Raw genomic sequence first — 6,000 nt, forward strand, 5'->3', positions numbered from 1 at the left:
ATCAGTCGGCAAATGCCGGAAAATTGTCTGAACGTATTATACCTTTTATCCCTTCCCGCGTCCCGTAACGGCCTTTATGGCGGTGATAGCCGCAGGCATCAGAAGGCTTTTTTCAGGTTGTTCATGTAGGTATCCACCAGACTGTTGAATTCGTGTTTGATGACCGGGCTGATCGCCAGCTTGAGCAGGCTCGGCAGTGGCACCGTCAACTCGGCACTGGTCTGGAATTTTACCGCGGTGGTGCTGTCGTCTTTCGCCTTCAGGGTCCAGGAGCCTTTCACAACCCCATTACCTTCGCCCTTAACCGGCTCCCAGGTAATCTTGCCGTTGTCCCTGTCGGCGTAATACTTACAGGCGTAAATCGACTGGATGGCATGCTTGTCCACTCCCACCTTTTCCATTTCCCAGCGGTAGGTGTTGTCGCCCAGATCCACCAGGTTATGCACCTTGGGAAAGTGGCTGGCTGATTTCGGAACGTCCGCCAGAAGATCAAACACTTCGTCATACCCGGCCGGCAGATCCAGCTCACGGTTCAGCTCAATAGAAACAGTAATAGCCACTGCTTGCTCCTTTTTATCGTTGTAAGACGCGCATTACGTTGCTTTATAAAATCCTGTAGAAATAAGGTGTCTATTTTGGCTGATCACCGGCGTATTGTCATACATCCAGGCTTTTATTTTGTTACCCCTGGGTTATCCTTGGGCTAACAAACCGCCCAGAAACCGGACACGAATTAACGGAAGGACGCCAGAATCATGAAAGCTGTTCGTTATGTGGCACTCGCCATTGTCGGCCTGATCATCCTTGCCATGGCCGCCGTGGCTGTCGCCATCGCCGTCATCGACCCCAACACCTACAAGCCGCAGATCGAGAAGGTGGTTGAAGACAGCACCAACCTTGACCTGATTCTGGCCGGCGATATTGGCTGGTCGTTCATTCCCCTGGGGCTGGAACTCAATGACGTTGAAGCCACCCTGGAAGACGAACGGCTCGTTCGCCTCGACCAGCTAGTTGCAAAAGTGAGTTTCTGGTCTCTGGTGACCATGTCGCCCCGGGTAAACACCTTCGTGCTGAACGGACTTGATGCCAACCTTTCCGTTGACGAAGAAGGCACCGGCAACTGGACGAGAATTATGCCGGAAGGCGAGGCGCAGCCGGAGCAGGAAGATCCGGCACCAGAACAAGCGACCGAGGCAGACACCGGCGACAGCGAGCCGCTTGACTTCAATGTGGAAAGTGTCGAAATCAGCAACGCCCGGGTTCATTACGAGGATAAACGCACCGGCCAGGCCTTCACCCTCGAAGACTTCGCCGTTACCGCAAACGACATCACGCTGGGCTCCAGCTTCCCGCTAAACGTAGCGTTCCGCTTTGCTACCAATCAGCCCCAGTTTGCAGTCAAAGGCGACATAAGTGCCCGTCTGGAGGCCGACGAGGCACTCAATGAATTTGGCGTATCGGGCCTCGAAGCCATATTCGACATGAGCGGCGAACCATTTGCTGACGAACCCGTTCGCGCTGAACTGACAGGATCACTGGAGGCCAATCTGGAAAACGAGACCGCAACCCTCAATGGCTTTACCGCCAGCCTGGCGGACCTGAAACTGAACACAGACCTCTCTGTGAACGGTTTCGGCGACAAGCCCAAACTTGAGGGTAGCCTGAGCGTTGACGAGTTTTCCCTGAAAGCTCTGTTTGCGGCCCTTGGCCAGCCGGCCATTGAAACCGAAGACCCTGACGTAATGGAAGCAGTTGCCTTCTCCACCAACATTGGTGGCCCTGCCGGTACCGTCGAACTGAGCGCCCTGACCATTAGCCTGGACGACACTACATTCAAGGGCGATGCGAGCTACGGCCTCGCCAACGGCGCCATTGGGCTGGAACTGCAGGGTGACGCCATCAACGCGGACCGATACCTGCCGCCTGCCAGTGATGAAGAGCCTGCCGCCGAGGAGGAGGCACCCCAGGGCGGCGGCACTGCAGAGGAAGGCGACCTTCTGCCACTGGAGACCCTGCGTTCACTAGTGCTGGACGTCAACCTCGGGCTGGGCGAACTGATCGTGAGTAATCTCACCATTAACGATATCCAGTCCATGATCACCGCCCGTGACGGTCGGCTGGAAGTGGAAGACTTCAGCGGCAAGCTCTATGACGGTTCCTTTGACTCCAATGTCGTCCTGGATGCCCGCACTGATAATCCTCAATGGACCATTACCAAGAACATTGAGAACGTTCAGACACTTCCCCTGCTGACAGACCTGGCAGAGGTGGACATGCTCTCCGGCGGCGCCAACATGTCGGTGAATGTCAAAACCAGCGGTAACCGCATCTCAGCCCTGCGCGAGAACGCCAACGGCGAGATCGACTTCAACCTGGCCGAGGGCGAGTTCACCCGCATGAACCTTACCCGAATGGCCTGCCAGGGCATTGCCATGGTCAACCAGGAAAGCCTGGACACGTCAGACTGGGGTACCAGCACCCCCTTCAATGACATGAAAGGCACACTCAGGATTGACGGCAACACCGTCAACAATACTGACCTGGTAGCAGCCCTTGCCGGCATGAGGCTGGAAGGTGACGGCACCGTGGATCTGGCCGCATCCGACCTGGATTACGAGATTGGCCTGCGCATCGTCGGTGAAATCCACCGGGACGAAGCCTGCCGGGTGACCGAATACGTGGAAGACGTAGTTATTCCCGTTGAGTGCCGCGGCGACTTTGCCGAGGACCCGGGCGGCCTTTGCTCCTTCGACGGCTCCCGTTTCCGCGACACGCTGAAGACCATTGCCGCCAACGCTGCCCGCAAGAAAGTCAGCGAGGAAACCGACCGGGCAAAAGAAAAGGCCGCTGAAAAGGCCAGTGAAGAAATTGACAAGCGCCTGGGCGAAGATGGTGAAAAGGTCAAAGACGCACTGAAGGGCATTTTCGGCCAATGAGCGATCGCTTTGCCCACAGGATACTGGCCTGGTACGACGAGAATGGCAGGCACGACTTGCCCTGGCATCATGACCGCAACCCATACCGTGTGTGGGTTTCGGAAATCATGCTGCAGCAGACCCAGGTCAGCACCGTTATCCCCTACTTCGAAGCTTTTATGCAGAGCTTTCCGGATGTGACAGCGCTCGCCGAAGCACCGGTGGACGATGTGCTTAGCCACTGGTCCGGCCTTGGTTATTACGCCCGCGCCCGCAACCTGCAGAAAGCCGCACGGCAGGTAGTTGAGAAACACGACGGTCAATTTCCGAAGGATCAGGAACAACTGCAGGCCCTGCCCGGCATTGGCCGCTCCACCGCTGCCGCTATTCTGGCCCAGGCCCACCAGCAACGGGCGGCAATACTGGACGGCAACGTGAAACGGGTGCTGGCCCGCTACCACGCCATTGCCGGCTGGCCCGGCAAAACCAGTGTGCTGAACCAGCTATGGGACCGCGCCGAAGAACATACGCCCGACCAGCGCATCCGTGACTACACCCAGGCCATCATGGACCTCGGCGCCATGGTCTGTACCCGCAGCCGCCCGGCCTGTGAAAGCTGCCCCCTGCAAGCCGGATGCGAAGCCTATGCAAAGGGTGAAACCAGCCTCTATCCCGGCTCAAAACCCAGAAAGACCAAACCCGAGAAAACCACCTGGATGGTGATACTGGAAGATCAACAGGGGCGCATCCTGCTGGAACGCAGACCACCCAGCGGCATCTGGGGCGGGCTCTGGAGCCTGCCGGAACTGGACCCGGCCTATGGCCCGGAAGAACTGTCGGATGCGTGCCAGCAGGCCTTTGGCTTCAACTGCAGCGAACCGGAGCTCACCAGCGGTTTCCGCCACACTTTCAGCCATTACCACCTGCACATTCAGCCAGCACGGCTGACCGTGCAAGACACAGCGCGAGTATGCGACACAGACAACCAGCAATGGATCCACCGGGACCAGGCCCTGTCTCTGGGCCTGCCGGCACCCATCCGTACCCTGCTGACCTCGCCAGAGCAAACCCTCCTGCTCTGATCTGTTATCATCCGTAAAGATTCAGCAACACGACCTCCAAACAGGAGCAGACATGAGCCGCACCGTATTCTGTCGCAAATACCAGGAAGAACTTGAAGGGCTGGATTTCCCGCCCATGCCAGGCAAAAAAGGCGAAGATATCTACGAGAACGTCAGCAGGAAAGCCTGGGACGAATGGCAGGCGCAGCAGACCATGCTGATCAACGAAAAGCACCTGAGCCTGATGGACCCCAACACCCGCAAGTACCTGCAGGCGCAGATGCAACGCTTCTTTAACAACGAGCCCTTCGACAAGGCCGAGGGGTATGTGCCGCCGGAGGAGTAGGCGCACTCAACTTGCGAAAGCGCCTGTTAAAATTTTGCCGGATCGGCCTTGACTCAGGCAACCTAAACCGGTTTAATAGCGCCCCGTTGCACAGCAGCACCGCAACGCGCCCGGATAGCTCAGTTGGTAGAGCAGGGGATTGAAAATCCCCGTGTCGGTGGTTCGATTCCGCCTCCGGGCACCAAGATTTCAATGACTTAGCCCGCCTTGTGCGGGCTTTGTTGTTTCTGGAATTCGGATTTGTAAGCAATATGTAAGCACTTTCATTTACTAACAACGAAACCGACCATAATTTCCTCCCCTTTTTGCTAGCTTCGACTAAGAGGTGACCTCATGCGCAAAACGGGGCTGACCAAGAACACACCGGAGCGAAATCGAAAGCCCTCGATTCGCGTCAGACAAACGCACCTTACGACTGAGCGCAAACCAGGTCTTAATTTTAGGCCGTTCCGAATTGCCTATAGTGAACGTAGGGTATACGTTTACCAGCAAGCATACCGGCAGAGACAAAATCCGAAAGGCACCGACGAAACATGGCGAAATATGCATACTCTGATCTCAGTGACGGCCAATTCGAGGAACTGGTTCTTGCCATCTGTCAGCGTTTATTCGGGTTAGCGACACAAGGGTTTGCAAAGGGTCCAGACGGTGGACGTGACGCAAAATTCGTTGGCACAGCTGAGATGTATCCAAGCACGAGCTCACCTTGGCAAGGAACCACAATAATCCAGGCAAAACATACAATTGGATTAAATAAAAGCTTTACCGAAAGCGATTTTTTTAGCAAAGACAATGAAAATTGCGTTATTCAAAAAGAAATCCCTAGAATCCAAAGCTTAATTTCAAAAGGTGATTTAGATAATTATCTTCTGATTGCTAACAGACGCTTGACAGGAAATGGCGAAAGTCAGATTGTTTCCTATATATCAAGCGCTTGTAACCTGCCCCAGTCCCAGATCAAAGTATGCGGTATCGAGCAGCTTGAATCGTGGCTGAAGTTCTTTCGAGAAATCCCTGATCAAGTTCACCTCGATCCTGTTGACGCACCACTCCTAGTCTCACCAGATGACCTCGCTGAGGTGATTCAAGCATTAGATGGCCAAAAGGCGAGCTTTAAAACAATCGATGACACGCCTCCTACCCCTCGGGTCGAATATAAAACAAAAAACGAAATTAACAACTTTACAGTTGAGGGTGCCCGATATTGGCGAAGCCGGTTTTTGAAGGAAACGCCCAAAATTGACTCTTTCCTTTCGGCGCCACAAAACTCAAAATTTGTAAAAATGTATGAGTCAACAGTTGATGAGTTTCAGTGCAACATCATCGCAAAGAGGAAGGACCATCAAAATTTTGATGAAGTATTGAATCATATTTTTCGGTCGCTGGTGGAGCGCGACCCAGATCTTAGAAGGCACAGGTCTTTGACTAGGGCTATGCTATTTTACATGTATTGGAACTGTGACATCGGCGAGGATGAAGAATGTTGAGGCCAACCAAATATTCACACCCCGACAGCACAATTATAAGCGCAGCATTGCTTTTGTTAAAAGCATTGAAAGACGATCGGATTATTGAATATTCTGAGCTTTTAAAACTTACTAAAAGCCGTATTGCTGGCGGAGAGAACCTTTACATTCCAGCGCTCAGCTTTCTTTTTATTATGGGGAAAGTTAGGTAC

6 protein-coding genes and 1 tRNA gene are annotated in these 6,000 nt (G+C 54.0%); 6 read left to right on the forward strand and 1 reads right to left on the reverse strand.

Translation table 11 applies throughout. The features are described from left to right. Positions 1–98: 98 nt before the first annotated feature. The gene (locus ACESMB_RS10475; RefSeq protein ID WP_372926396.1) at positions 99–560 is read right to left on the reverse strand and encodes an SRPBCC family protein; all 462 of its coding nucleotides are present in this window, start codon (positions 558–560) and stop codon (positions 99–101) included. Positions 561–755: 195 nt separating this feature from the next. On the opposite strand from ACESMB_RS10475, the gene ACESMB_RS10480 reads away from it, so the two are divergent. The 6 genes from ACESMB_RS10480 to ACESMB_RS10505 all read left to right on the forward strand — a co-directional run. Then, a complete protein-coding gene (locus tag ACESMB_RS10480; protein WP_372971498.1) occupies positions 756–2,936 on the forward strand; it encodes an AsmA family protein in 2,181 nt (726 codons plus the stop codon). Further along, the gene (mutY, locus tag ACESMB_RS10485; RefSeq protein ID WP_372971499.1) at positions 2,933–3,997 is read left to right on the forward strand and encodes an A/G-specific adenine glycosylase; all 1,065 of its coding nucleotides are present in this window, start codon (positions 2,933–2,935) and stop codon (positions 3,995–3,997) included. The genes ACESMB_RS10480 and mutY overlap by 4 nt, the downstream gene beginning before the upstream one ends. 52 nt (positions 3,998–4,049) lie before the next feature. Then, entirely contained in the window at positions 4,050–4,322 is a 273-nt protein-coding gene (locus ACESMB_RS10490; protein WP_372926399.1) for an oxidative damage protection protein, read from the forward strand. A 108-nt stretch (positions 4,323–4,430) separates the two neighbouring features. Next, positions 4,431–4,506 (forward strand) — tRNA-Phe (locus tag ACESMB_RS10495). Between the two features lie 349 nt (positions 4,507–4,855). Beyond that, positions 4,856–5,809: an ABC-three component system protein gene (locus tag ACESMB_RS10500; protein ID WP_372971500.1), complete on the forward strand. Its 954-nt coding sequence runs from the start codon at positions 4,856–4,858 to the stop codon at positions 5,807–5,809. Continuing rightward, positions 5,803–6,000: ABC-three component system middle component 8 (locus tag ACESMB_RS10505; protein ID WP_372971501.1), on the forward strand; the 198-nt coding region annotated here is incomplete at its 3' end. The genes ACESMB_RS10500 and ACESMB_RS10505, both read left to right, overlap by 7 nt.

It is taken from the genome of Marinobacter sp., assembly GCF_041686475.1.
Taxonomy (GTDB): Bacteria; Pseudomonadota; Gammaproteobacteria; order Pseudomonadales; family Oleiphilaceae; genus Marinobacter.